Genomic DNA, 24,860 nt, shown 5'->3' with positions numbered 1-24,860 from the left:
GTAGTATTAAAGCTTAACTAAAACAATTACTACTACAACTTCCCCACATAAACCTTGGTGTCATAATTAATGGTAATAAAACCGTCTTGCTGATACCGGGCAAAAAGTATCTCCAGGTCATTCATCATCGGTTCATATCCGGCCTCGTCGCGGGTGGGCATGTATGATGATGAAAGCAGCCGCCCCGTTAGTCCTTCAAAATCAAAAACCTGTTTGTTTGGAAACATGTTGAGCCGGAAAGGTTCGGGGGCAAAAAAGGCACCTATCTGTTCATCATTGATATTCCGGTGATCAACCTTCACATAATCATTGCCATGCTTAATGATGAGCTGGTCGTACTCCAGTTCAAAATCCGAACTTGTTTTTCGCTCATTCCATATCAATACCACAATCCCGGCAGGCGTTAGTACGCGCTTAAACTCCGCCCTTGATTTTTCCCGGTCGAACCAATGGAAGGCCTGGCCGGCTATAATGAAATCGATGCTGCCGGTTTCCAGGCCGGTATTTTCGGCTGTGCCGTTCATGGCTTTGAAAACGGGATAATTACCCAGGAGCTCAACCGATTTAGCACGCATCTCCTGGTTAGGCTCAATGGCGATAACTTTGTATCCGGCATCAAGGAACAGGGCGGTGGATATGCCGGTACCCGCGCCAATATCGGCGATAAGTTTGTCGGTGGATAGCTCGTAATCGTCTTCCAAAAATTCCACTATAGTTTTGGGGTAGTGGGGCCGGTACTTTACATAATCGTTTACCCGATTGCTAAACCTGGTTGTGCTGTTGTTTTCGGTCATGGGGTGATTGAGTTGGATTGAGATAGATTAAGTTGATTGGGTTAGATTGAGTTAGATTGAGTTGATTAAGTTGGATTGGGTTTTTAAAACAGTTGAACACTAATAATAAGGACAACTGAAGTAGATTGTTTTAGTTTTTTATAACCTTATAACAGTAACTTAATCAACTCAATTTAACCCAATCAACCAATTAACTAATTTGCGTATAACCCCAACATAATCAACCTAATCTAACCTAATCAACCAATAAACTAATTTGCCTTATAACAGTAACTTAATCAACCTAATCTAACCCAATCAACCAATAAACTAATTTGAAAAAACTATTTGCAATAATCAAAATATCACCCTATATTTGCAGTCCTTAAAATAAGTAGAAAAAAGAATAACAAGCTATACGATGGCAAATCATAAATCATCTTTAAAAAGAATCAGGTCAAACGCTGCGAAGCGTCTGCGCAACAGGTACCAGGCTAAAACAACCAGGAACGCTATTAAAAAATTAAGAACCACTACAACTAAAGCTGATGCTGCTGCATTGTTAGGTAAAGTGATTTCTATGCTTGATCGTTTGGCTAAAAAGAATGTTATTCACAAAAACAAAGCTTCAAACAATAAATCGAAGCTTACTAAATTTGTAAACGGCTTAAGCTAAATATCAGCTTTCCAGTATATTAAAAAGGGATTGTACCATTGGTATGATCCTTTTTTTGTTCCATCCTTTTTCATACATTAATGCCGTGGAAAACTACGAAACCAAGATCGGCATAAAATCATGGGCCGAGGCCGACCGTCCGCGCGAAAAACTAAGCGGCCAGGGCCGCCGGGCGCTCACCGATGCCGAACTGATTGCTATCCTCATCGGCTCGGGCAGCCGTAACGAAACCGCTGTCGAACTCAGCAAACGCATCCTGCACCATTACGGAAACGATTTGAATAAGCTGGGGAAAGCATCTATATCAGAGCTTTCTAAATTTAAGGGAATAGGGGAGGCCAAGGCTATCTCTATCATCGCGGCCCTGGAAATTGGCCGCCGCCGTAACGAAACCGAAAGCCAGGCCCCCGAATATATCAACTCCAGCCGCGACGGCTACAATATTATGCGCCGCCATTTGATGGACCTGAACCACGAAGAATTCTGGATCATATTATTGGGCCGTTCACAAAAAGTATTAGGTAAAGAACTCATCAGCAAGGGTGGACTGGCCGCCACCATCTGCGACCCTAAAATTATTTTCCACGCCGCCCTGCAATACCAGGCCAGCGGATTGATTTTAGTGCACAATCACCCTTCTGGAAATCTTAAACCCAGCCAGGAAGATATTATGCTCACCAAAAAGCTATCCGCCGCTGGCAGACTACTGGACATGAGCGTATTTGATCATCTGATTATTACTGATAATGGGTTTGTTAGTTTAGCAGATTCGGAGATGATGTGAGGTTAGATGTGCAGATTGTAGATTTCAGATGTGCAGATGCTTTTGACTATAGAAATACAAGGTTATGAATTTTGATTTTTTAAGAAAACTATTTAAGCACAATCAAATGCATGTTTATGACGTGCCGAGCTTGCTTGATGCGAGCGAAGCGGAAAAGCAACTTGTAGGTGACTTTGTGAAATTATCGCCAGCAGACAGAATAAGAAATATTATAGAGTACGGCGAATCCGGTAGCAAAGAATACTTCTATTTATTAAAATGGGTTGTTTTTTACGACTTGGATAAAAGTATAAAATTTGCGGCGCTCAAGCGGATACATTTGTTTAAAGATAATTCAGATGTAGTAACAGTATTAAACGAATTATCGCATCATACTGAAACGCTTGATTTAGAGCCTTATTATTCCATGGCCTTAAGTCGAGTTGGGATGATTTCAGAAAATGAATTTAAAGAAAGGATGAATAATGCAAAGTAGTCGCCTATAGTATCTTTTGGTTTCCTTGCATCTGCACATCTGAAATCTGCATATCTGCACATCACTATTCACCCTAAATTGTATCTTTGCCGATTATCATTTCTGAATAATGAAGATATCGTATAACTGGCTTAAAGAATTTATTGATACCGATAAAACTCCGCAGGAAATTTCGATCATCCTTACCGGTACAGGTTTGGAGGTGGAGAGCCTGGAGAAAGTACAACCTATTCCCGGTGGCCTGGAAGGGCTTGTGATTGGTTTTGTAAAGGAGAGTGTTGCCCATACCAATTCAGATCACCTGCATGTTACCAAAGTTGACGTAGGCGGCCCTGAAGACCTGCAAATTGTTTGTGGAGCCCATAACGTGGCCGCAGGTCAAAAAGTGGTTGTAGCCACTGTAGGCACTACCATATACCCAACCGTAGGCGAACCATTCGCTATTAAAAAATCAAAAATCCGTGGTGAGGTATCCGAAGGGATGATTTGTGCCGAAGACGAAATTGGTTTGGGTACCGACCATGCCGGCATTATGGTACTGGATGATGACGCCGTAGTAGGATCGTTAGCTAAAAACTATTTTAAACTGCACGACGATTATATGTACGAGATAGGTCTTACGCCTAATCGTGCCGATGCCGTATCGCACCTGGGTACCGCCCGCGATATTGCCGCGTTTTTGAAAATAGGGATCAGGAAACCCGATGTAAGCGATTTTAAGGTTGATGATACCAGCCGCACCATTGAGGTTGTGGTAGAGAATGAGCAGGCAAGCCCCCGTTATGCCGGCTTAACCATCAGCGGTGTTGAGGTTAAAGAATCGCCAAAATGGTTAAAAGAGCGGCTGGCGGTAATTGGTCTGCGTTCTATCAACAACATTGTAGATGTTACCAATTATGTGTTGCATGAATTGGGGCAGCCGCTGCACGCGTTTGATGCTGATGAAATAACAGGTGGCAAAGTGCTGGTTAAAAACTATCCCGAAGGCACTGTTTTTAAAACCCTGGATGATGTTGACCGCAAGCTATCAGAAAATGACCTGATGATTGGCAACACCCAGGAGCCCATGTGTATTGCCGGCGTTTTCGGTGGTGCAAAATCTGGTGTTAAGGAAGCTACCAAAAATATCTTTTTGGAGAGCGCTTATTTCAATTCGGTATCTGTACGTAAAACGGCCAAGCGTTATGGTTTAAAAACGGATGCATCGTTCAGGTTTGAGCGTGGTACCGATCCGGATATGCCGGTGTTTGCTTTAAAACGAGCTGCTTTGCTTATTCAGCAGGTTGCGGGAGGTAAAGTATCGTCGCAAATCTCTGATCATTATCCTGCCCCGGTAGCGCCTTTCGCTTTCGAGGTTACCTATAAAAATATTGACAGGCTGATAGGCCAGCAAATTACTCATGGCGAGATCAAGGCGATTATCGAGGCGCTTGATATTAAGATAGTGGGTGAAACTGCGGACTCATTATCATTGGAAGTTCCTCCATATCGTGTTGATGTAACCCGCGAGGTTGATATTGTAGAAGAGATACTGCGTATTTACGGATATAACAATATTCATATCCCAACCCAGATCAGGGCGTCGCTTAACAATTCGCAAAAAAAGGAGAAGGATACGGTTCAAAATCAGGTCTCTGACCTGCTTACTGCTAATGGCTTTAACGAGATACTTTCAAACTCGTTAACAAAATCGGCCTACTCAGATAACCTGGATGTGGCTGTAAAGATCCTGAACCCGCTGAGCAGCGACCTGGATGTAATGCGCCAAAGCCTGCTGTTCTCTGGCCTGGAAGCCATCGCCTACAACCAAAACCGCCGTGCGGCCGATTTAAAGTTTTATGAATTTGGTAAAGTGTACAGCGTTAAGGATGATAAATATAGCGAGGTACAACGCTTTTCGGTATTCATTACCGGCGCTGATGCCGCCGAGCAGTGGAACCAAAAACAAAAGCCGGTTTCGTTTTATAACCTGAAGGCAATTGTTGATGGTATTTTGCAACGCTTAAACATTACCGATTTTGTGGTTGAAGATGCTACCTGCAGCAAACTGGCCTTCGGGTTGCAATACATGCTGAATGGCAAACAACTGGTTAAGTTTGGCCCTGTTGGCGCTAATGCCCGGAAAAAAACCGATGTAGATAAAGAGGTTTTTTATGCCGACTTTAATTTCGATTTGGTGCTGAATGCCGTACGCAAAAACGTGATTGTTTACCAGGAGGTTTCTAAATTCCCGGCCGTAAGGCGCGATCTTTCGATGCTGATAGATAAGTCGGTTTCGTTTGGTCAGTTAAAACAAATTGCCCAGCGTACCGAGCGTAAGCTTTTAAAGGAAGTAAGTGTATTTGACGTTTACCAGGGCGATAAGCTGCCTGCCGGTAAAAAATCATACGCACTAAGCTTCATCATCCAGGACATTGAAAAAACCTTGACCGATAAAGCCATCGACTCGGTAATGCAGAAATTAATTTATAATTTAGGAAAAGAAGCAGGAGCGGAGATTCGCAAGTAATTATTGAATTATTGAGTGATTGAATTATCGATTTAGCATATAGCTTATTAATTCGTTCAATCATTAATTAAAAAAATCAATAATTCAGTAAATCAATAATTCAGTAATTAAGGATGCCTTCAGTAGCAGAACAGTTAAACAAGATAGTTGATAAAACCGAAAGGTTAATTGAGCTTTGTGCTGCTTTACAGGAGGAGAATGACCTGTTGAAGCTGGAGAGTGAGGCGCTTACTGTTGCACTTGATGCAAGTAAAAATAAGACGAAAGACCTGGAAGAAAAGCTTCGTGTATTGAAACTTGCAAAATCATTTTCAGAAACAAATGAAAAAAGTGTTGACATTAAGCAAAAAATTAACGACTTTGTGCAAGAAATAGATAAGTGTATTGTATTATTGAAAAAATAGTACAAAAAGTGAAAAGCTCAAATGGGAGAAATCTCAATAAAAATAAATATTGCTGACAGAGTTTACCCCTTAAAGGTAAACATGGAAGAAGAAGAGATAATACGCAGGGCGGCCAAACTAATTAATGACCGGATAAAAGAATATCAGGAAAATTATGCGGTGAGGGATAAGCAGGACTTGCTTTCGATGTGTGTGTTGCATTATGCCACATCATCGTTAAAGGCAGAGAAGAAGGTGAACAACGAAGATACCGATGTTGCCGAAAAGGTGTACCAGTTAGACCACATGCTGAACGAATTTTTTTCGAAGTAATAAACGTTCTTTACATAACATACAGAGCACATTTAAGATTTAACCGCAGTTAAATTTTAGGTTTCACTATTAAAAACTTAACGCTTCAATATGAGCGGATCAAAGAGGCATGCGTTACTACAAGTATTAGCGTAACCCATGATTCCAATATCCGAAATGAGGTTTTTAAATACATGATACTTAAAAATTAGTTGCGGTTTTTTTATATACATACATACCCAATAAACCTAAAATGGACATATTTCTATACGTAATAATCGGACTACTCATAGGCACAGGCCTCGGGATAGTCATCGGGCGCTTCCTATTACGGAAGCTTTTTAAAGATCAGGAGACATCGGCACAAAATAAAGTGAAGAAAATATTAAAAGATGCCGAAAACAATGCCGAGATCCTGAAGAAAAACAAGTTACTGGAAGCCAAAGAGAAGTTTTTGCAAATGAAAGCAGAACATGAGCAGGAAGTAACCAACAAAAACAACAACATTAACCAGCGCGAAAACGGTGTAAAACAAAAGGAGCAATCATTAAACCAGCGCCTGGAGAACATGAACCGCAAGGAAAATGAGCTGGATAGCACCCGCAAAAACCTGGAGAAACAAACCGAAATTGTTGTTAAAAAACAAGAAGAGGTTGATATCCTGAAAAATTCGCACCTGCAACAGTTGGAAACCATTGCCGGCCTATCGGCCGAGGAGGCTAAAAACCAGTTGGTTGATAACCTGCGCGAGGAAGCCCGCAGCAAGGCCATGATCCAAATTAAGGACATTGTGGACGAAGCGAAACTTACCGCTACTAAAGAAGCTAAAAAGATAGTTATTCAAACCATTCAGCGTACTGCTACGGAGAGTGCTATTGAAAACACGGTATCTATTTTCAATATCGAAAATGACGAGATCAAGGGCCGTATCATCGGTCGCGAAGGCCGTAACATTCGTGCATTGGAAGCTGCCACAGGTATCGAAATTATTGTTGACGATACCCCGGAAGCCATCATCTTATCTGGCTTTGACCCGGTAAGGCGCGAGATTGCGAGGCTGGCCATGCACCGTTTGGTAACAGACGGCCGTATCCATCCGGCACGTATCGAGGAGGTGGTTGCCAAAACCAAAAAGCAAATTGAAGAAGAAATTGTTGAAATAGGCGAGCGTACCGTTATAGATCTTGGTATTCATGGTTTACACCCTGAGCTGATCCGTATGGTAGGCCGTATGCGTTATCGGTCATCGTATGGGCAAAACCTGTTACAACACTCGCGCGAGGTTGCCAACTTCTGTGCCACCATGGCTGCCGAATTAGGCTTAAACGTGAAGATGGCTAAACGTGCAGGCTTATTGCATGATATTGGTAAAGTGCCTGATGATAACCCGGAGCTGCCACACGCTATTTTGGGTATGCAATTGGCCGAGAAATATAAAGAGCATCCTGAAGTGTGTAACGCCATTGGAGCCCACCATGATGAAATCGAGATGACCTCGATGTTATCGCCTATAATCCAGGCTTGTGATGCTATTTCGGGTGCCCGCCCCGGTGCACGCCGCGAGGTGGTTGAAAGCTACATTAAACGCTTAAAAGAGCTGGAAGAACTGGCGTTATCATATCCCGGTGTCGAGAAAACATTTGCTATCCAGGCCGGCCGCGAACTGCGTGTGGTTGTTGAAAGCGAAAAGATAAGCGATGCACAATCAGAAGTTTTGGCGGCCGATATTTCAAACCGTATCCAAACCGAAATGACTTATCCGGGCCAGATAAAAGTTACCGTGATCAGGGAAACCCGTTCGGTTGCATTTGCTAAATAGTTTTTTAATAAAAAATCAATACAAACCCTTTCGGCTTATACCCGGAAGGGTTTTATATTTGTACCGTGGCCAGCAAAAAAACAGTAAACAATAAAGGCGGGGCGCAAGCCGATGCCAAAGCTAACGAAAGTATTGCCCAGCAATACATTAACAGGTATGCACTAAGTCACCAGGATCCAGCTAACCAGGTGATACATTATATATGTGTGCCATTGTTAATGTTTAGCATATTTGGGTTGCTATGGGCTATTCCTTTTCCCTACTTTAAATTTTTAGGAACCTATAATGGTTATTTTAACTGGGCGTCATTTGCCATTGCTGTAGCGGTCTATTATTATCTGCGTATATCGCCGCTTATTTCGTACACCATGTTGTTCGTATTGTTAGGGTTTAGCTATGTTATCATGACGCTGTTAAGCTGGCAAGCAACAGGCGGCCCCGCCATGTGGCTGGTGTGTCTTATTATTTTTATTCCCTCGGCCGTCCTGGTATTAATTGGCAACACCCGCGAAAAAACTTTCGCCCAATACGGGCTTAATTTAAAGTCGTTACCCGTAGCCCCCGTTTACCTTGTGTATATGCTTTTAAAGAAGTTCGGTATTAATAGCTGATATATTTAAATTATAGTTAATGTTAACAGTTGGGTGTAAATATAATCTTGTGTTAACATTGGGGTAATATTGTAGCGCAACCTTTGTGTTCAAAATAAACACAAATGAAAAAGTTATACTTTATCCTTTTATCACTGCTCATTATTGGGGTTGCTAATGTTGCCAATGCGCAAATTACCACCTCGTTAGTAAGCGGAAAAGTTACCGACCAAAAAGGCGCTACGCTTCCGGGGGTAACTATTACAGTGCTTAACACAAGTACAGGTACACGCTATGGCGCACAAAGCAATGGTGATGGCCGGTATACAATTGCCAACGTTAATCCGGGTGGTCCATACACTATCACTGCTTCTTTCATCGGCTTTAAAAAAGATGAAAGAACAGATATTACTTTAAGTTTAGGTACAACAACCTTAAATTTTGCCCTTGCCGATGAAACCACAACTTTATCGGAAGTGAAAATTAAGGGCACTGCAGGCGGCACCAAAACAGGTGCAAGCACACGCATTAATCAAAACCAGATTAAAAACCTGCCTACCATTAACCGTAGCCTGCAGGATTTAACCAGGTTAACACCACAAAGCAATAACAACTCTTTCCAGGGAACCAACTATCGTTACAACAACGTAACCCTTGATGGTGCCATCAATAACGATGCAATTGGTTTTAGCCCATCATTAGGAGGTCAAAACAATGCTTCGGGCCAGGTTGGTAGCAGTACCCGTACAAGCCCGGTATCTTTAGATGCAATTCAGGACGTTCAGGTATTGGTTGCTCCTTATGATATCAAAATTGGTAACGTATTAGGTGGTAGTATAAATGCGGTAACCCGTAGCGGTACAAACGATTTTACCGGCGCAATTTATGGTTACGGCCGTGGTTCCTTTTTAGTAGGTCCCAACAATGCAGCAGCCGCTGCCGGTGGCGATGGTTCAAAACTGCCAACAAGTTTCCATGATTACCAAACAGGTATCCGTTTAGGTTTCCCTATAATAAAAAACAAATTATTCTTCTTCACCAACGAAGAAATTGCCCGTCGCCAGGATCCTGTTATCCGCGGTGCCGATGCAAGCGGTTCAAGCCAGATCCTGAGCTTGCAGGATGCTCAGAATCTTACCACTGCTTTCAAAAGCTTTACAGGTGGTTTAAGCCCTGGTACTTATCAAAATACCTCTATCTACTCGAAATCAAACAAATTCTTTAACCGTTTAGATTGGAATATCAACGATAATAACCAGTTAACTATCCGTAATAATACCATTTCATCTACGGCTACTAACCTGGAGCGCGATCAGCAAAACTTCCGTTTTGGCGGTATTGATTATGTATCTCATAACAACTCAACTTCAACAGTTGCCGAGTTAAAATCAAGGTTTTCAAACAGCGCCAGCAATAGCTTGGTTATTGGTTACTCAAACGTACATGATTACCGCGATCCTACTTCAGATCCATCGTTACCACAAATAGAAATTACAGGCCGCACACCAGGTACTACCATATTTATGGGTACCGACCGCGAGGCTGCTATATTTGATATGCACCAAAAAACTGCTGAGTTTACCGATAACTTTACTTTAACAAAAGGTAAACACACATTTACATTTGGTACTCACAACGAGTTTTATAACATCACTTATAACTTTGTTAACTCATGGAACGGCCGCGTTGCTTACAGCAGCATAGAGAACTTTATAAACAACGTTCCGTCACGCGTTCGTGCAAACTTTAACTATACCAACAACAGCCGCGATTATATATTAGCCAATCCATCTGCTAAATTTAATGTGGACTTGTTGAGCTTATACGGCCAGGACGAAATTCAGGTTACTGATAACTTTAAACTGACTGCTGCTTTACGTTTTGATTATGCAGGCATACCTAACAAACAACCATTGAGCAGCAAAACAACCAATGCCGCCAGTGATTTGAACTACGGTAATACCTTTACTTATACCAAGCCCCGCGATATCAAACAAAATTATTTGAGCAACGTTGAAATAAACCCACGTGTATCATTTAACTACGATGTAAATGGCGATCAAAGCCTGATTATCCGTGGTGGTAGCGGTTTCTTTACAGGCCGTGTACCGTTTGCATGGTTTGGTTACGCGTTTTATAACAACGGCGCAACTTATGGTGCTTATGATAGCAAAGCAGCTCAAAAGGCAGGTACAAACCCGGTTTCTACCTCGGCAAATGGCCGTTTAGATTATGTTAACGCACAGGGCTTTAATACTGCATCTACCGGTGCAACCCAGGTAGATTTAATTGACAACAATTTTAAAATGCCACAGGTTTGGAGAAGCAGCTTAGCTTTTGATTACACAACCGACGACCAGTGGAAATTTACTTTGGAAGGTATTTACACCAAAACCATCCATGACCTGAAATTCCAACAGGTAAATACCAAGGATAGCGTAACTTACTATACTTACGATACGCAAAAACAACAACCAATATTTGTTAACCAGAAAGTTAGCTCATCATTCACCAATGCTTATGAGTTATCAAACACAAGCCTTGGCTACCGTTACAGCATTACTGCACAGGTAGGTAAAACCTTTCCTTTTGGCTTAAGCGGTAATGTTGCTTATACCTATGGCCATTCAAAAGATGTTACCAATGGTATCCGTAACTCAATGGAATCAAACTGGCAGTTAAACCAGGCTTTAAATCCTAACAACCCGGGTTTAGCCAATTCAAACTTTGATATCCGTCACCGTATCGTATCAAACCTTAACTTAAGGCACGATTGGGATGCTGCTAAAAACTATACTGCAAACTTTACCTTCTTCTTTAGCGCACAATCTGGTAACCCTTACACTTACGGTTTTTACCCAAGCGCTATCGACGGAACAGGACAACAAGTTAGCTTAGCTTACATCCCTAAACAAGGCGAAACTGTTAACTTCTTTAGCGATATAGTAGGTGGTAAAACCGCTGCCGAACAAGCTGCTGCTTTTGATGCCTTCATCGATAAAAACAGCTACCTGTCATCACGTCGCGGTAACTTTACCCAACGTAATGCAGCTTTCACGCCATGGAATAATCAATTAGATTTCCGTTTTTCTCAAGACTTTAAATTTGGTGGCAAACACAAACAGGTTATTACTTTTACCTACGATATTGTTAACCTTACCAACTTGCTGAACAAAAAATGGGGTCAGTATTATTTCTCGGCTAATACATTCAACTCAACTTCAAGTATTGGTTTAGCTCCAAAAACTACTCCATCATTTGCTAATGCTGCAACAACTTATCCTAAATATACATTCCAGGATCCTGGATTGCCATATTCGGTTGATTTATTTGCTTCACGCTGGCAAATGCAGTTTGGTATCCGTTACGGATTTTAATAACCAAACAACATAGTTAATATTCAAAACGTCCCTGCTGGTTTATCCGGCAGGGACGTTTTTCATTTTTGCGAAAATTGCGCGCATATTTTTTAACCATCAAAATTATTTATATTTTCGGCCCGAAACCTTATTACAACATATGTATCTAAATTATTGCCGCTATTACCGGCTCTGCAAAATTATTCCCCACTTTCCAAAACTCCTGTTTTTATTTTTTATCCTTAATTCATTTGCCGCGAAAGCCCAGTTCTCATACGGCGAAAGTTCGCAGAAATTTGGCGTAGGCATTAATGCCGATTATGATATGCCCGCGGGCAGCCTCAAGTATACGTATAAAGCCGCCCCAGCTTATGGCGTAAGCTTTTATATTTTTGATGAAAACTGGACTGCCAACGTAAGTGCCGGTTATCGTGTTTATAAACCTAAGCAGGATGTTTTTTATTATGCGGTGGGCGACAACGATTATGGAACCGCTACTTATAGTAACTTCAGGAGCTATATGTTTTACTTGGGCGGTGCTTACAACCTGGAGATAAGTGATGGCTTCAAAATTTTTGCCGGGGTTAATTTGGGAGCTTATCAAACAAAATTTAGCTCGCATTCGGTTGATGCGACCCAGGATAACACCAACGACATTGAGGGCGAACAGCAAATTTACGGTGCGCCTAAGGCCGGCATTAACCTAAGCTTTGGCGAAAATATTCAGCTTAGTATACAAGGCTCCTATAACTTTTTTGCTGCCACCGGGCGCAGTGATTATTATAGTCGCACCGGCACTTTATACAAATCAATATCAACCGGCGCAGGCTTAATTTATAAATTTTAATGATGAAAAATATTTACCTGGTTTTTATAGCGTTGTTGATTACATCCGTTACCGCCTGCCAAAAAGATGTTAACCCATATATTACCAAAGCGCAAGTTGATAAAATTGATAGTATACGGCACCCGGCTATAAAAAATGTTGCTTTTATTTACAATAACGAAGTTTACTTTTTAGCCGATTTTGCAAACAAACCACAGAAAATTACGAACAACGGATCGACTAAGAAGTTTATCAGGATGTCGCACGATCATGCCAAATTTGCTTACAAAAACGTAGCAGGATCTATTGATATAGTTGATAAGACGGGTAAACTGATGGCATCATTAACGCAATATAATGATATTCGCAACTTTGACTGGAGCGCCGATGATAAAACCCTGTACATTATCAATAGCGATAATGTAGCATTTTACGGGCCGGCCATGAAAGTGCCCGCAATAATTTATTTTACCGGTTATTACGATTTTATATCGGCTGCTGTATCAAAAAACGGCGACCTGGTGTACCTGCTGCGTAAATATAACTTTGATGCCCTTGATCAGTACGAAATGGTGATAAGAAAGGCAAGCGGCGGCGATCCTGTTTTTTACAGGGCCGAGGAGTCGGGCTTACCGCCCATGGCTACCATTAATTTTGCGGCTAACGGCATGGATATGGTACTCGGTTTTGAAGGCCCGGGTGACGATGTATCAAACGTTTACCTGTTTGATAACATGGCCCAGTACCCAACTTATAAATTCGGTTTTAATTCTATAAGCACACCTGCTTACCAAAGTAGTATTAAATATATGCTTGGCGTGTATGATGATGATGCCGGAAATCATTTAATAGGCGCGGTTTATTTGGATACCGACATTAAGGATAATAACAAAGCCTTTGCAGGATATACAGGTGTAAAATACCTGGATTGGAAATAGCAATAAAAAATCTCTGTAGTGTTGCTAAGTCGCAAGTTCTAAGTCGGAAGTCTTAAGTTGATTTTTTTGACTTAGAACTTCCGACTTAGAACTTAAGACTGAAAACTTAAACTATAAATTTTTACCCAGTTTTTCCAATATATCCTGTGGCACCTGCTCCAGGTCGAGCACCAGGAAGCCATCAAGGCAATCGGCAAACTTAGGATCGATATTAAAGCTGATGATCTTGGCATTAAGCGCGATGTACTGGCGCAGCAATACCGGCACTTTCATATTACGCGTTTCCACCTCCGATATCAGGTTATCAAGCCCTTTAAAGCTGTCTTCGCCGGCCATCAACAAGTCGGTGTCGATGCTCGAAAAATCAACTTTGAATTTTTTGCGTGGCTTCACATACTGCGCCAGTTCATGGTCAAAATGGTTGCGGTTGATATAGTCGACAATGAGCGATTTGGAGAATTTAGAAAATGAGTTACTGATGCTTACCGGTCCTATCAAATAACGGTACCTGGGGTTATCAATCAGGAATTTGAGGATGCCTTTCCAAAGTAAAAACAGTGGTAGTGGCTTGGTCTGGTATTCCTTGCGGATCCATGAACGGCCAAGCTCCAGACTTTTACGCAGCACCGGGGTAAACTGGGCCTTTAACTTAAACAGTTCGTTAAGGTAAAACCCCGTTTTGCCTACGCTATAAAAAATCTCATCACCTAAACCAATACGGTAAGCGCCAACTATAAGTTTGGCCTCAAAATCCCAAATAAACAGGTGGTTGTAATAAATGTCGTATTCATCAAGGTCGATAGCTTTGTTGCTGCCTTCGCCAATTTCGCGGAAGGTTATTTCACGCAGGCGGCCAATCTCGCGGATAACATTCGGGATTACCGATGTAGGTACTATAAATACTTCGTAGTTTTTTTCTACCCATATCCTATAGTTATCGCGCAGCGGGGCAACCTCTTTTTCAAGTATATCCACACTTATTTCGGGCACAATATCCTTTGGCTGCCGTTTTATTTTAAAAAGGTTACGCGGGCTAAAAATCTTTTTTTCCTCTTCAAGCCCGGTGCCTAAAGCGTAGGTACGGGCACGTAAAAAATTAAGCAGTTTGGCGCTGTTGTTATAGTCGGGCACATCCAATACATTAATGGGTTTGCCTATGCGTAGTTTAATGGTATGGCCTTGCTTGTTAAATAACTCCGATGGCAGTTTGGCCGTGCGCAGGGCTGGGTGTATCATACTAAGCAGGTTAAACAATAAGCCGTTGTTGCCATGGAAGTAGATAGGTATAACAGGCACTTTTGCCTTCGCGATAATTTTACCTACTACGGGGTGCCATAAACGGTCGGTTACCTGTTGTTGCTCTACTTTAAAGGTAGATACCTCGCCGGCCGGGAATATACCTATCGGCGTTCCATTGTTTAACAACTCGAGCGTGTTTTTAAGGCCGCTGATGCTTGACGAGTGTTCAACATTTTCAAAAGGGTTTACAGCAATAAAAAAATCGCTCAGGTTTGGGATCTTTTTAAGCAGGAAGTTGGCCATCAGTTTGGCGTCGGGCCTTACTGTTAATAACATTTTTAACAACACCAGTCCCTCAATGCCACCATAGGGGTGATTGGCTATGGCAATAAAGCTGCCGGTTTTGGGAATGTGCCTCAGGTCGCGCTCATCAAATTCTATATCGATGCCGCATCCTGCTAATATAGCGTCAATAAACTCGATGCCTTGTTTGGGCTGGGCCTGGGCAAACAGTTCATTAACCTGGTTAATTTTCATTATTTCCATCAATAAAGCGGCCAGGCCAGGCATTTTCAGCTTATCAAGTTTAGTGGCTTTGGCAAACTCTTCGGTGGTTATTACTTTCATTTTTTAGATAGATGAATTAATTGTCAAATAGGTATCCTGAAATTTTTATTAATTTACGGTTGATAATGCTGTAAATGAAAACACCTGTAAAAAACTATCTTTCGGTAACCAAAAAAGAATGGAACGGAATGGTAGTGTTGATTATTTTAATAGCATTGATTTTAGCTGCGCCATACGCGTATCAAACCGTCCGCAAAGATAATACAATAAATTTTAAAGAGTTTGATAAAGCCGCTGCAATGCTCAGCAAAACAGACAGTGCAGGCCCGGCATCAAGTGGCCCGGTAAGTCGTAGTAATGCCTTGAAAACTAAGCTATTTACGTTTAATCCCAACAATTTACCAGAGGCCGATTGGGAGAGGCTGGGGTTGAGCGCAGATCAGGTTAAAGTCATAAAAAACTATGAGGCCAAAGGCGGCCGGTTTTATGCCAAAGGCGATGTTAAAAAGATATACGTTATAACTGATGCTGATTACCAACGGCTTGAACCCTACATAAACCTGCCAGCCACCGATAATTACACTAAGAAAGCAGCGCCCGGCGAAATTATAGAAATAAACAGTGCCGACTCGGCTAAGCTGACCATGATCAGGGGCATTGGGCCCTCATTTGCCAGGCGTATTATCAGGTACCGGGACAGGCTCGGCGGTTTTTACAGTAAGGAACAGCTGAAAGAGGTATTTGGTATAGATGCCGGTAAGTATGCCGAAATTAAAAACGGCATTGCTGTAAACGACAGCCGTATTAACAGGCTTGATATCAATAAAGCCACCTTCGACCAACTGCGGCGCTTCCCTTACTTAGGCTTTAAGCAGATAAATGCGATAATAGAATATCACAACCAGCACGGCGATTATGAATCGGTAGCCGATATGAAAAATATTGCCATACTTGATGACGGAATTTTGCGTAAAATTGGGCCTTATTTAGTTTTTAAATGATTACCGAGCAAATAAAGAAAGCCATCCGCGATATTCCTGACTTCCCGAAGCCAGGGATAATATTTAAGGACATAACCCCCATTTTGAAAGACCCTGCCCTTTGCGATAGTATTATTAATGCTTTTGTGGAGCAATTGAAGGGTACCAAAATAGATGTGGTTGCGGGGATAGAGAGTCGCGGATTTTTATTCGGGCTTACGCTGGCTTCTAAATTGGGCGTTCCGTTTGTGCCTATACGTAAGGCGGGCAAGCTGCCATATACCATAAAGCGCAAGGCCTATAAACTGGAGTATGGCGAAGCGGTAATTGAATGCCACACCGATGCCTTTGAACCCGGCCAGCACATCCTGATCCATGACGACCTGCTGGCTACCGGCGGTACTGTAACAGCTGCCAGCGAGCTTATTGAAGAGATGGGAGGCATAGTAGCCGGTTTCTCGTTTGTAGTAGAGCTGGGCTTCCTGAAAGGCCGCGAGCGGATAGCACCAATAAGCGATACGCTGGTGGTATTGGCGGAGTATTAACTTTAAAGTATAAGGTAGTTGGTATCGAGGGCAAATACTCAATAGTTAGGGAAAACGTATCATAGTTGGGTTAACATAACTTAACACATTTTGGGTGTGTGTTGCGTTAAATATTTGATAATCAATATATTGTTATTTTTTCATGGTTAACATTGAACTGCTGTTTTGCGCAATTTAAAGTATCCAAATGCTTGTTCCTGTGCCGTCTAAAACAGGCGCTAACGTGAGATAAATCTTTTACCGAAATGAGGCGATACGAACAAAGGTATCATTTGATGCTTGTTTTTGCTTAAAATCATCAACTTGTTCTGGCAACTTCATCAGATGGGGGACCGCAGCCTGTTCCCGGTTCTGGCAATCTTTGCGTTAGGGATCGGCGCGGATACCGGCCAGCGTGATTAAGGCCTGTGCAGTATGAGCAAAGAGCCCGGCCGCAGGCAACGCCCTTGTTAAGTATCAAGTAGTTAGTATCAAGTATCAAGACTTTTTGGACTGGTAAACCTCACAGTTAATAATTTTATAAATGACAAAAAATAAAATTTAAAACACTCCCCAAAAAAACGAAAATGGGCATAACTGAATAGGAAAATAGCTACTAATCGGCAAAATAGCTGTGTTGTTTAAATATTTGGTAAAAATATTTTCGTCCTCTTTTCTCACCTAAAAATAAGCCTGTTTCAACTAAAGCTACTATTCATACCGTATACCATTTTGTACTATGTTTACCCGGTATTTTGGATGAAACTTTACCCATACTTAAATCGTTTATTTGTATAACCAGTTATATAAATTAGTATGGAAACCTTATTTACAGACGATTCTACAATGCATGGATTCGACTTTTCTACCAGTGAAAATCAGCGTATGGTGGGCCAGATGGCTAAAGATTTTGCCGAACGCCACATTAAACCTCATGTAATGGAATGGGACGAAGCGCAGCACTTCCCCATTGAATTGTTTAAGCAATTAGGCGAACTGGGCATGATGGGTGTGCTGGTTCCTGAACAGTACGGTGGCTCGGGCTTTGGTTATTTTGAGTACGTAACTGTTATTGTAGAAATTGCCAAGGTTTGCGGGTCGATAGGGTTATCGGTAGCCGCGCATAATTCGCTTTGTACCGGCCACATCCTTGCCTTTGGCAGCGAAGAGCAAAAAATGAAGTGGCTGCCCAAACTGGCTACCTGCGAGTGGCTTGGCGCCTGGGGTTTAACTGAGGCCAACACCGGCAGCGATGCCTTAGGAATGAATACCACCGCCGTTTTAGATGACGACCACTACATAGTAAACGGATCAAAAAACTGGATTACCCATGGCAAAAGCAGCAATGTGGCCGTAGTAATGGTGCGCACCGGGGCAAAAGGCGATTCGCATGGTATTTCGGCGCTGGTTATTGAAAAAGGTACGCCCGGTTTTACCCATGGCAAAAAAGAAAACAAGCTGGGCATGCGCGCATCTGAAACTACCGAACTCATATTTGATAATTGCCGCGTACCTAAAGAAAACCTGCTGGGCGCTGAAGGCGAAGGCTTTAAACAAGCCATGAAGGTTTTGGATGGCGGCCGCATTTCTATAGCAGCTTTATCATTAGGTATAGCTAAAGGTGCTTTTGAGGCCGCCGTAGCTTACTCTAAAGAGCGCAGGCAGTTTGGGCAGCCGATAAGCAATTTCCAGGGCATTGCCTTTAAACTGGCCGATATGGCCACCGAGATAGAGGCATCTGAATTATTGATTATGCAAGCCGCCGACCTGAAAAACCGCCACCAGCCAGTTACCAAACAATCGGCCATGGCCAAATACTTTGCATCAGAAACAGCAGTACGTGCAGCCACCGAGGCGGTACAGATTTTTGGCGGTTATGGCTATACCAAAGATTTCCCGGTTGAAAAATATTACCGCGACGCCAAACTATGCACCATAGGCGAGGGGACGAGCGAGATCCAGAAGATTGTGATAAGCAGGGAGATTTTAAGATAGTATCAAGTAGTTAGTATCAAGTATCAAGATTTTTTTGAATGCCGGGTGTTGGGTTTTTACTTCAATGCTTGGCATTTAACATTAAATAACGGTTGGAAACAATCTTGTTGATCTGTTAATGGTTGTTTCGCATCAAAATTGGTTTTATGATCCAGAGGATCAAAAGCTTTGTAGAAACCAGGGTAAATCCTATTTTAGAGCTCCAGAGGAGCTCAACTTAAATCACAATGGCTGCAAATAATACATATACCCAATTATATATCCATTTTGTATTTGCTGTTAAATATCGTGCTGATTTACTTAATGAAAATTGGGATGGACGCTTACCATTGTACATGGCCGCGATTATTCAAAACAATGGACATAAAATGATCGCCATAAACAATATGCCCGACCATATGCATTTGTTTATCGGTTTAAATCCCAAACAATCAATTGCCGATTTGATGAAATGGTAAAAAGCGATTCATCGGAATGGATCAATAAAGAAAATTTAACAATCGGCAAATTTCAATGGCAAAATGGTTACGGCGCTTTCAGCCACAGCCGGTCGGAAGTTGATAATGTGGTTAAGTACATAATCAACCAACAGGAACACCATCAAAAGAAGGCTTTTTTAGTTGAATAACGGCAATTGCTAAAACGTTTTGATATAGATTATGATGAGCAATATATTTTCAAATTGCCCGAATAATCTTAAAAACAGGTTGCGTAGCATTATCGGGATAGATGGTGCTCCTCTGGAGCACAGAAAATTGATGCGTTTTTTCTACAAAGCTTTTGATCCTCTGGATCAGGGGAAGTACGCTTATTACCTCGTGATAGTTAATTTAAAATAGGAATGCGTTTGATTAAATATCGCAAGGTAAACCCGGTATTAACATTAAATAACATTCGTAAATAAAAAAATACTTTTTCAAAACTTTATATTTAAAGATTGAAAAAGCATTTTCTCATAACCTTTATCTTATCGATGGCTGTTAATTGTGGATATGCCCAGGATTTAACTTTTAAGCCCGGGCGTATTATAGCAAAATTAACTGCTGCGGATTCACTGTGTAGAAATAGTAGGATCACCTATTTTACAGTTTCTCCTCCCGCTGTTGAAGGTTTTATATTATCTGTAGATCAAACTAAGGTAGAAGTGCTCCACGGGCCTCTTTATGATGGCGCAAGAGAATATTACGTACAAGTGCCGGTGAAATTAACCAATACATCTGCCGATACTTTACGATATCTTAGTATGTCATGTTCATGGTGGGATATTTATAGAACTGATAATCAAAAGTTAAATATTTTTTCACCGAATATCTGTTTTAAAAATTCGCCAATAACTTGTTTAGTACCGCCTCATCAGTTTGTAATAAGGAACTTTATTGTTTTGGTTCCTAAAGAAATGGCATCCGTGATTTTTAAAATAGGAATGACTGTGCAGAGGAAATTTGACAACAATTTGCTTAAGGAGAAGATTTTGCTAAGTTCAATTACACCGGCAGACCAGCATGTAATATGGTCTAACTATGTATTGGTTTCGCAGTGGAAGGCTAAAAAAAATAAAAAATATAACTTGTAAATGATCTTGATTGTAATAGAGGGGTATCAAGCAAGCAATCTGTTAATTTTCGATATCTTCTGAACAGATAGCGATCCCTTAATCCTCCGGATCAGAGCAAGCGCACTTATTATGATTTTATTCTTTTACCTAAATTCAAAAATGAAAAAAATATCCCTTGTTTTACTTATCCTCAGTTTTACCAACGTAACGAATGTTTTTGCCCAAAGGCCTACAATTGTTGCTACTGGTGCGATATCGAAAAAAGAAATTATCGGAATATGGCAAACTGGTGTGGTAACAGGAAATGGCTATACAGAAGCATTTATTTTTTTTGCCAACGGCGATTTTAAATATAATTATGACCCCAGTGAAGATACCAGAAACATACTTGGATTTAAAGGTAGATATAGGTTAGTCGGAGATCAATTGTTGATTACGATAAAAACAAGAATTGTTTGCGACGGAGGAAAAATTGCCGCCGGGGCATTAGGTTCTGACGATTTTCTTTTTGTTTTTAATAAGGGAGATGTAAAAGAATTGGACGAGCCGAATGCAAAAGAGCTTGATCCCTTATACATCTCAAAAGTGATTCGAATGGCTAAACGTTTAAGTTTGTTTATAAACAATAGGCAATACTTTAAAGTATCATCAAACCCAAACCAAAAAGAATAAAATACTTTAAATTAAGGCGGAGGAGACGGCAGCGACAATTTAACCACTCACCTAATCAACCTAATCAACTATTTCACTTTCCCTATTTGATATTCAAAACCAAATAGTTAACTTTGCCCTCCCTTGAAAGGAGGTATTTAGGAAATTATGATCATTATTAACGTAAAAGACGGCGAATCATTAGACAAAGCATTGAAACGCTTCAAAAAGAAATTTGAAAAAACAGGTGTTTTAAGAGAGCTTCGCAGTCGTCAGGCTTTTGAAAAAAAATCTGTAACCCGTCGTCATGTTGTTAAACATGCCATCTACAAGCAAAATATGAACTTAGAAACCACTGTTTAATTCTGTCAAAAGAATTTTTCAGTTTTCTTAACACTATATTAAAACTATTTGTACATTCAATCTCTGGATGTTCAAATAGTTTTTATGTTTTTAGAGCGTTTTATCCAATATATTAAGTTCGAAAAACGGTACTCCCTGCATACCGTATCGGCCTATCAATCAGACCTGGATCAGTTTATGCTCTTCCTCAACAACCCTGGTAATGCCACCGTTGTTCCCGAACCCATAATTACCCATCCCAACCAAATTACCTATCATGATATCCGCAACTGGATGGTGAGCATGATTGATCATAAACTAACCGGCCGGTCTGTTAACCGCAAGATGGCCACCTTGCGCAAGTATTTTAAATTTTTATTGCAGGAGGGTGTTATTACCCAAAACCCGGCATCAAAAATCCGTTCGCAAAAAATACCTAAGCATCTGCCTGTGGTAGTTGAGGGCGCAAGCCTTACCCAAATGCTGGATAACGATATTGTTACCGATGATGATTTTGAGGGCATGCGCAACAAGCTGGTGGTTGAATTATTGTTTGGCACCGGCATACGCCTTGCCGAGCTGTTGGGCCTGAAAGACAGTGACATTAACGATTATGAAGGCACCTTAAAAGTGCTGGGTAAACGCAATAAAGAACGCATTATACCTATCAATACCGAACTGCGGATATTACTTGGCCGTTACCTGGAGTTAAAGAAAAATCAAAATTTTCATAACATTTCGGTAATGTTAATCGTTACAAGTAAAGGTACCGACGCTTATCGGCAACTAATTTATTTGATAGTGCAAAAATACCTCTCTAACATATCAACCCAAACAAAAAGAAGCCCGCATGTACTGCGGCACACATTTGCAACAAGCTTACTCAACAATGGGGCCGACCTAAACTCCATTAAAGAACTTTTGGGGCACGCTAACCTTAGCGCTACCCAGATTTATACACACAATTCAGTTGAACGATTAAAGTCTATTTACAAACAAGCCCATCCAAAGGCGTAATTAAAGGAGGAAACATGAAAATTACAGTGCAATCAATTCATTTTACCGCAGACAGGAAATTATTAGATTTTATTCAGAAAAAGGTTGATAAGCTCGAAACCTTTTACGACCATATAATTAGTGGCGAAGTGTACTTAAAGCTTGAGAATGTGGAAGATGAGGCAAATAAAATTGCCGAGATTAAACTATTGTTGCCGGGTAACCAGATTTTTGCCAAAGAAAAATGTAAAAGTTTTGAAGAAGCTACCGATTTATCGGTTGAGAGCCTCCGCAAGCAGATTGAAAAGCATAAACAGAAGAAAACCATTGCCGATGCAGCCGCCAAAAAGGCGATACTGACGGAGGTGGAAGAAGGTTTTTAATATAAAAAAGGCCATTTTATGGTTAAAATCGACGGGTTTACAGCCCGTCGATTTTTTTTGATAAAAAATTTTGAAGCGCGCTATTTTTTTGTAGATTTGCAATCCCTTTCAGAGAGGTGCCAGCGTAGTAAAATACCTTGTAAATTTTTGTAAAGAATGTTCTTTAAAATATAAAAAACTTATTAGTTTTGCCGCTCGATAAACGGAACCCCTGGGTTACGGTAATTGAAAGAGTAAAATAAAAAATAAGCCTCCTTAGCTCAGCTGGTAGAGCGACTGACTTGTAATCAGTAGGTCATTGGTTCGATCCCGATAGGAGGCTCTGTTTTTTTCGGAGGTGTGATGTTTAGCTTCAATCTTGGACACCACAAATCCGAAATCAACAAATGGGGAGATACCAGAGCGGTCAAATGGGGCGGACTGTAAATCCGCTGCTTCGGCTACGAAGGTTCGAATCCTTCTCTCCCCACTTATTGAGTAGGCAGTTTTCAGTTTTCAGATAGCAGTTAAAGTTATCAGATGATTGGGAACTGCTAACTTGATTAAAAAAGGTTTACGAATTTGTATTATCAGCAGGCACGGTGCCAACTGAAAACCGCAAACCGAAAACTGAAAATAAACAAGCGGAAGTAGCTCAGTTGGTAGAGCGATAGCCTTCCAAGCTATAGGTCGCGAGTTCGAACCTCGTCTTCCGCTCGGTTACAGAAGGCAGTTGGCCGTAGGTGGTTTATAGTTATCATTAACTAGCAACTGCAAACTAACAACTGATAACTGCAAACTTAAAAAAATAAGCCGACGTAGCTCAGGGGTAGAGCACTTCCTTGGTAAGGAAGAGGTCATGGGTTCAAATCCCATTGTTGGCTCAACAGAATAAAACATAATAAAGAATACATTTTTAAGTATAAATTAACCTACAAATAATTATAAATCATGGCAAAAGAAAAGTTTGACCGCAGTAAACCGCATTTAAACATCGGTACAATCGGTCACGTTGACCACGGCAAAACAACCCTTACTGCAGCTATCACTAAAGTTTTAGCTGATGCAGGTTTATCAGAAGCTCGTTCATTTGATTCAATTGACTCAGCTCCTGAAGAAAAAGAACGTGGTATTACAATTAACACCGCGCACGTTGAGTACTCAACTGCTAACCGTCACTACGCTCACGTTGACTGTCCAGGTCACGCGGATTATGTGAAAAACATGGTTACAGGTGCTGCTCAAATGGACGGTGCAATCATTGTAGTTGCTGCAACTGATGGTCCGATGCCACAAACCCGCGAACACATCCTGTTGGCACGTCAGGTAGGTGTACCTGCACTTGTTGTTTTCATGAACAAGGTTGACATGGTTGATGATCCGGAATTATTAGAATTAGTAGAAATGGAAATTCGTGAATTATTATCATTCTACGAATATCCAGGTGATGATATCCCAGTAATCCAGGGTTCTGCATTAGGTGGTCTTAACGGCGATCCTACCTGGGTTGGTAAAATCATGGAGTTGATGGATGCTGTTGATAACTTTATCCCTATCCCTCCACGTTTGACAGATCTTCCTTTCTTAATGCCTGTTGAAGACGTATTCTCAATCACTGGTCGTGGTACTGTTGCTACCGGTCGTATTGAGCGTGGTGTAATCAACTCAGGTGAGCAAGTTGACATCCTTGGTATGGGTGCCGAAAACTTGAAATCAACTGTAACTGGTGTTGAGATGTTCCGTAAGATCCTTGATCGCGGCGAAGCTGGTGACAACGTAGGTTTATTGTTACGTGGTATTGAAAAAACTGATATCCGTCGTGGTATGGTTATTTGCAAACCAGGTTCAGTAACTCCACACACCGACTTTAAAGCAGAAGTATACGTATTATCAAAAGCAGAAGGTGGCCGTCACACCCCATTCTTCAACAAATACCGCCCGCAATTCTATTTCCGTACAACTGACGTAACCGGTGAAATTTCATTGGCCGAAGGTGTAGAAATGGTTATGCCAGGTGATAACGTTACCATCACTGTAAAATTGATTAACGCTATCGCTATGGAAAAAGGCTTACGTTTCGCTATCCGTGAAGGTGGCAGAACAGTAGGTGCTGGCCAGGTAACTGAAATTTTGAAATAAGAATTTCAAAAAGGTTAATTGGAAACATAAGTTTACTGTAATAAGTAAACTTATGTTTTCTTATTA

The 24,860-nt window shown here is 41.2% G+C and carries 22 protein-coding genes, 4 tRNA genes and 1 pseudogene; 25 read left to right on the top strand and 2 right to left on the bottom strand.

Translation table 11 applies throughout. The features are described from left to right. Positions 1–32 precede the first annotated feature (32 nt). Positions 33–794 carry a class I SAM-dependent methyltransferase gene (locus AC1DU2_RS00875; RefSeq protein ID WP_477382357.1) on the bottom strand — a complete coding sequence of 254 codons (762 nt, stop codon included), beginning with the start codon at positions 792–794 and terminating at the stop codon, positions 33–35. Between the two features lie 400 nt (positions 795–1,194). Between AC1DU2_RS00875 and rpsT the strand changes: the two genes are divergently transcribed. The 11 genes from rpsT (at position 1,195) to AC1DU2_RS00820 (ending at position 13,444) form a co-directional block, all read left to right on the top strand. Next, complete coding sequence (rpsT, locus tag AC1DU2_RS00870) at positions 1,195–1,449, top strand: 30S ribosomal protein S20 (RefSeq protein ID WP_477364654.1); 255 nt, start codon at positions 1,195–1,197, stop codon at positions 1,447–1,449. A gap of 85 nt (positions 1,450–1,534) precedes the next feature. Next, a complete protein-coding gene (radC, locus tag AC1DU2_RS00865) occupies positions 1,535–2,233 on the top strand; it encodes a RadC family protein (protein WP_477382355.1) in 699 nt (232 codons plus the stop codon). Positions 2,234–2,297: 64 nt separating this feature from the next. Beyond that, positions 2,298–2,708, top strand: coding sequence for a hypothetical protein (locus AC1DU2_RS00860; protein WP_477382354.1), 411 nt, complete (start codon positions 2,298–2,300; stop codon positions 2,706–2,708). Between the two features lie 109 nt (positions 2,709–2,817). Next, entirely contained in the window at positions 2,818–5,217 is a 2,400-nt protein-coding gene (gene pheT / locus AC1DU2_RS00855) for a phenylalanine--tRNA ligase subunit beta (protein WP_477382353.1), read from the top strand. A 113-nt stretch (positions 5,218–5,330) separates the two neighbouring features. Continuing rightward, a complete protein-coding gene (locus AC1DU2_RS00850; RefSeq protein ID WP_147056325.1) occupies positions 5,331–5,621 on the top strand; it encodes a hypothetical protein in 291 nt (96 codons plus the stop codon). Positions 5,622–5,642: 21 nt separating this feature from the next. Beyond that, entirely contained in the window at positions 5,643–5,933 is a 291-nt protein-coding gene (locus AC1DU2_RS00845; protein ID WP_090642882.1) for a cell division protein ZapA, read from the top strand. 232 nt (positions 5,934–6,165) lie between these two features. Further along, entirely contained in the window at positions 6,166–7,731 is a 1,566-nt protein-coding gene (gene rny, locus AC1DU2_RS00840) for a ribonuclease Y (protein ID WP_477382352.1), read from the top strand. Positions 7,732–7,796: 65 nt separating this feature from the next. Then, on the top strand, positions 7,797–8,342 hold the full coding sequence (locus AC1DU2_RS00835; protein ID WP_477364670.1) for an Mpo1 family 2-hydroxy fatty acid dioxygenase: 546 nt from the start codon (positions 7,797–7,799) through the stop codon (positions 8,340–8,342). 104 nt (positions 8,343–8,446) lie between these two features. Then, positions 8,447–11,698 (top strand): TonB-dependent receptor, encoded by a 3,252-nt coding sequence (locus tag AC1DU2_RS00830; protein ID WP_477382351.1) that lies wholly within the window; start codon positions 8,447–8,449, stop codon positions 11,696–11,698. A 142-nt stretch (positions 11,699–11,840) separates the two neighbouring features. Continuing rightward, on the top strand, positions 11,841–12,527 hold the full coding sequence (locus AC1DU2_RS00825; protein WP_477364676.1) for a hypothetical protein: 687 nt from the start codon (positions 11,841–11,843) through the stop codon (positions 12,525–12,527). Further along, positions 12,527–13,444 carry a hypothetical protein gene (locus AC1DU2_RS00820; protein WP_477382350.1) on the top strand — a complete coding sequence of 306 codons (918 nt, stop codon included), beginning with the start codon at positions 12,527–12,529 and terminating at the stop codon, positions 13,442–13,444. The genes AC1DU2_RS00825 and AC1DU2_RS00820 overlap by 1 nt, the downstream gene beginning before the upstream one ends. 111 nt (positions 13,445–13,555) lie before the next feature. On the opposite strand, the gene AC1DU2_RS00815 is transcribed toward AC1DU2_RS00820, so the two are convergent. Then, entirely contained in the window at positions 13,556–15,310 is a 1,755-nt protein-coding gene (locus AC1DU2_RS00815; protein ID WP_477364682.1) for a lysophospholipid acyltransferase family protein, read from the bottom strand. 74 nt (positions 15,311–15,384) lie between these two features. Between AC1DU2_RS00815 and AC1DU2_RS00810 the strand changes: the two genes are divergently transcribed. The 14 genes and pseudogenes from AC1DU2_RS00810 to tuf all read left to right on the top strand — a co-directional run bounded on the left by AC1DU2_RS00810 (position 15,385) and on the right by tuf (position 24,794). Next, positions 15,385–16,251: a ComEA family DNA-binding protein gene (locus AC1DU2_RS00810; RefSeq protein WP_477382349.1), complete on the top strand. Its 867-nt coding sequence runs from the start codon at positions 15,385–15,387 to the stop codon at positions 16,249–16,251. Continuing rightward, a complete protein-coding gene (locus AC1DU2_RS00805) occupies positions 16,248–16,775 on the top strand; it encodes an adenine phosphoribosyltransferase (protein ID WP_477382348.1) in 528 nt (175 codons plus the stop codon). The genes AC1DU2_RS00810 and AC1DU2_RS00805 overlap by 4 nt, the downstream gene beginning before the upstream one ends. A 795-nt stretch (positions 16,776–17,570) precedes the next feature. Beyond that, positions 17,571–18,749 carry an acyl-CoA dehydrogenase gene (locus AC1DU2_RS00800; protein WP_477382347.1) on the top strand — a complete coding sequence of 393 codons (1,179 nt, stop codon included), beginning with the start codon at positions 17,571–17,573 and terminating at the stop codon, positions 18,747–18,749. A gap of 227 nt (positions 18,750–18,976) precedes the next feature. Continuing rightward, a pseudogene (tnpA, locus tag AC1DU2_RS00795) lies at positions 18,977–19,377 on the top strand (IS200/IS605 family transposase). Between the two features lie 309 nt (positions 19,378–19,686). Further along, positions 19,687–20,322 (top strand): hypothetical protein, encoded by a 636-nt coding sequence (locus AC1DU2_RS00790; RefSeq protein WP_477382346.1) that lies wholly within the window; start codon positions 19,687–19,689, stop codon positions 20,320–20,322. A 141-nt stretch (positions 20,323–20,463) separates the two neighbouring features. Next, on the top strand, positions 20,464–20,976 hold the full coding sequence (locus tag AC1DU2_RS00785) for a hypothetical protein (RefSeq protein WP_477382345.1): 513 nt from the start codon (positions 20,464–20,466) through the stop codon (positions 20,974–20,976). 147 nt (positions 20,977–21,123) lie between these two features. After that, on the top strand, positions 21,124–21,318 hold the full coding sequence (gene rpsU, locus AC1DU2_RS00780; protein ID WP_090642938.1) for a 30S ribosomal protein S21: 195 nt from the start codon (positions 21,124–21,126) through the stop codon (positions 21,316–21,318). Between the two features lie 48 nt (positions 21,319–21,366). Then, the gene (locus AC1DU2_RS00775) at positions 21,367–22,314 is read left to right on the top strand and encodes a tyrosine-type recombinase/integrase (protein WP_317131353.1); all 948 of its coding nucleotides are present in this window, start codon (positions 21,367–21,369) and stop codon (positions 22,312–22,314) included. A gap of 14 nt (positions 22,315–22,328) precedes the next feature. Beyond that, complete coding sequence (hpf, locus tag AC1DU2_RS00770) at positions 22,329–22,676, top strand: ribosome hibernation-promoting factor, HPF/YfiA family (protein ID WP_477364703.1); 348 nt, start codon at positions 22,329–22,331, stop codon at positions 22,674–22,676. 249 nt (positions 22,677–22,925) lie between these two features. Further along, positions 22,926–22,998, top strand: a tRNA-Thr gene (locus tag AC1DU2_RS00765). Between the two features lie 66 nt (positions 22,999–23,064). Next, a tRNA-Tyr gene (locus AC1DU2_RS00760) sits at positions 23,065–23,145 on the top strand. 154 nt (positions 23,146–23,299) lie between these two features. Next, positions 23,300–23,372, top strand: a tRNA-Gly gene (locus tag AC1DU2_RS00755). 95 nt (positions 23,373–23,467) lie between these two features. Then, positions 23,468–23,539, top strand: a tRNA-Thr gene (locus AC1DU2_RS00750). A gap of 67 nt (positions 23,540–23,606) precedes the next feature. Then, positions 23,607–24,794: an elongation factor Tu gene (gene tuf / locus AC1DU2_RS00745; protein ID WP_090642950.1), complete on the top strand. Its 1,188-nt coding sequence runs from the start codon at positions 23,607–23,609 to the stop codon at positions 24,792–24,794. Positions 24,795–24,860 lie beyond the last annotated feature (66 nt).

Source organism: Mucilaginibacter sp. P4_C11, assembly GCF_056402115.1.
The sequence above is the reverse complement of the archived record's forward strand: the minus strand, read 5'-3'. Positions and strand labels throughout refer to the sequence as shown.

Excerpts from the sequence above, each read along its gene's own strand:
- AC1DU2_RS00875 (WP_477382357.1), bottom strand. The coding sequence starts at position 794 with ATGACCGAAAACAACAGCACAACCAGGTTTAGCAATCGGGTAAACGAT.
- rpsT (WP_477364654.1), top strand. The coding sequence starts at position 1,195 with ATGGCAAATCATAAATCATCTTTAAAAAGAATCAGGTCAAACGCTGCG.
- AC1DU2_RS00860 (WP_477382354.1), top strand. The coding sequence starts at position 2,298 with ATGAATTTTGATTTTTTAAGAAAACTATTTAAGCACAATCAAATGCAT.
- pheT (WP_477382353.1), top strand. The coding sequence starts at position 2,818 with ATGAAGATATCGTATAACTGGCTTAAAGAATTTATTGATACCGATAAA.
- AC1DU2_RS00850 (WP_147056325.1), top strand. The coding sequence starts at position 5,331 with ATGCCTTCAGTAGCAGAACAGTTAAACAAGATAGTTGATAAAACCGAA.
- AC1DU2_RS00845 (WP_090642882.1), top strand. The coding sequence starts at position 5,643 with ATGGGAGAAATCTCAATAAAAATAAATATTGCTGACAGAGTTTACCCC.
- rny (WP_477382352.1), top strand. The coding sequence starts at position 6,166 with ATGGACATATTTCTATACGTAATAATCGGACTACTCATAGGCACAGGC.
- AC1DU2_RS00830 (WP_477382351.1), top strand. The coding sequence starts at position 8,447 with ATGAAAAAGTTATACTTTATCCTTTTATCACTGCTCATTATTGGGGTT.
- AC1DU2_RS00825 (WP_477364676.1), top strand. The coding sequence starts at position 11,841 with ATGTATCTAAATTATTGCCGCTATTACCGGCTCTGCAAAATTATTCCC.
- AC1DU2_RS00820 (WP_477382350.1), top strand. The coding sequence starts at position 12,527 with ATGATGAAAAATATTTACCTGGTTTTTATAGCGTTGTTGATTACATCC.
- AC1DU2_RS00815 (WP_477364682.1), bottom strand. The coding sequence starts at position 15,310 with ATGAAAGTAATAACCACCGAAGAGTTTGCCAAAGCCACTAAACTTGAT.
- AC1DU2_RS00810 (WP_477382349.1), top strand. The coding sequence starts at position 15,385 with ATGAAAACACCTGTAAAAAACTATCTTTCGGTAACCAAAAAAGAATGG.
- AC1DU2_RS00805 (WP_477382348.1), top strand. The coding sequence starts at position 16,248 with ATGATTACCGAGCAAATAAAGAAAGCCATCCGCGATATTCCTGACTTC.
- AC1DU2_RS00800 (WP_477382347.1), top strand. The coding sequence starts at position 17,571 with ATGGAAACCTTATTTACAGACGATTCTACAATGCATGGATTCGACTTT.
- AC1DU2_RS00785 (WP_477382345.1), top strand. The coding sequence starts at position 20,464 with ATGAAAAAAATATCCCTTGTTTTACTTATCCTCAGTTTTACCAACGTA.
- rpsU (WP_090642938.1), top strand. The coding sequence starts at position 21,124 with ATGATCATTATTAACGTAAAAGACGGCGAATCATTAGACAAAGCATTG.
- hpf (WP_477364703.1), top strand. The coding sequence starts at position 22,329 with ATGAAAATTACAGTGCAATCAATTCATTTTACCGCAGACAGGAAATTA.
- tuf (WP_090642950.1), top strand. The coding sequence starts at position 23,607 with ATGGCAAAAGAAAAGTTTGACCGCAGTAAACCGCATTTAAACATCGGT.